This window comes from Herbaspirillum rhizosphaerae, assembly GCF_046025915.1.
Taxonomy (GTDB): domain Bacteria; phylum Pseudomonadota; class Gammaproteobacteria; order Burkholderiales; family Burkholderiaceae_D; genus Herbaspirillum; species Herbaspirillum rhizosphaerae_A.
In genome coordinates, this window is sequence record NZ_JAQQFR010000034.1 from 1 (window position 1) to 1283 (window position 1283).

Consider the following 1283-nt stretch of genomic DNA (forward strand, 5'->3'; position numbering starts at 1 on the left):
TCGTAGCTTAGAACTTGTGACGGATACCCACAGCCACTGCGCCCTGGTTACCATCGACGCCGGTGCTGTCAGCCACACCGGTGTTGACGATGTCGGTCGCCTTTGTGTAGGCCAGGAAGGCATACAAGTCGGTGCGCTTGGACAGCCAGTAGTCGGTACCGATGCTGAATTGAGTCAGCTTACCCTTGCCCGACACGCCATCAAACTGCGCATTGGTACGGTCCACTGCACCCAGCAGTTTCAGCGATGGAGTCAGAGAATAAGCGGTACCAAGTTCGTACACGTCAGCCTTGGTAGCGCGCGCCAGCGTACGGTTGGTCACTGTGCCCAGCGAGCCGACGCCGACTGCGGTCAGGTTAGCCTGGGTGTTGAGATCTTGCTTCACGCGCGACCAGTTGGCGTACACACGTGCCGGACCAAACTGGTACGAACCCACCAGATTCCAACCCTTGTACGCAGTACTGCCGGCAGTGCCGGCCTGAGTGGTCACCGAAGTCAGCGCCGTGGTGCTCGACGACGGGATCAGGCTGGTGTCAGACGAGTAACCGGTGCCGCTCGCCTTGGACTGGTAGTAATTCAAGCCCAGACCCAGTGGGCCGTTGTCGTACTTCAAGCCGGCGCCGAAGGCCTGGCCGGCGGAAGTTTGACCAGCCGTTTCACCGAAACCATAGATCAGGTTGCCGGTGAAGCCACCCAGGTTGTTGGTCGTGTAGGCAATCGAGTTGTTGGTACGGGTACCTTCCAGGCGATCCAGATTGTGGCCGACGTTACCGGTCCAACCACCGAAGTCGTTGACGGAGGTGTAAGAGGAAATGGTATCGGCGAAGTCAGTTTGACGACCCACCAAGACGCTACCGAAACCACCGGCCAAACCAACGACCGACTTGCGACGGAACAGATTCGACGAAGTCGATGCATCAGAACCCTGGAGAGCGCCGGTGTCGTTGGAGAAGCCGACTTCCAGGTTGAACACGGCATTCAGGCCACCGCCCAGATCTTCAACGCCTTTGAAGCCGATGCGCGAACCCTGAATGACACCCGAGTTGACGGAAAACTTGCTGCCGGTCCCACCAGTACCAGTGGCGGCCTTGCTTTGGTAGACAACGCCGGTATCAACGATACCGTAGATGGTGACGGAGCTTTGTGCTTGTGCAGCACCTGCAAACGCGCCGAGAACGGCCAGTGCAAGCAGTGATTTTTTCATATGACATCCTTCTATAAAAATAGTCTTGACGATCCGTACTTTCAGTCGGATGCACAGACATTAAAGCTTCTGCTTCCCG

At 57.2% G+C, this 1283-nt stretch carries 1 protein-coding gene; it reads right to left on the minus strand.

The window, feature by feature from the left end; translation table 11 throughout:
- Window positions 1–7: 7 nt before the first annotated feature.
- The gene (locus tag PQR63_RS23590) at window positions 8–1204 is read right to left on the minus strand and encodes a porin (protein WP_408170725.1); all 1197 of its coding nucleotides are present in this window, start codon (window positions 1202–1204) and stop codon (window positions 8–10) included.
- Window positions 1205–1283 lie beyond the last annotated feature (79 nt).

Excerpts from the sequence above, each read along its gene's own strand:
- PQR63_RS23590 (WP_408170725.1), bottom strand. The coding sequence starts at position 1,204 with ATGAAAAAATCACTGCTTGCACTGGCCGTTCTCGGCGCGTTTGCAGGT.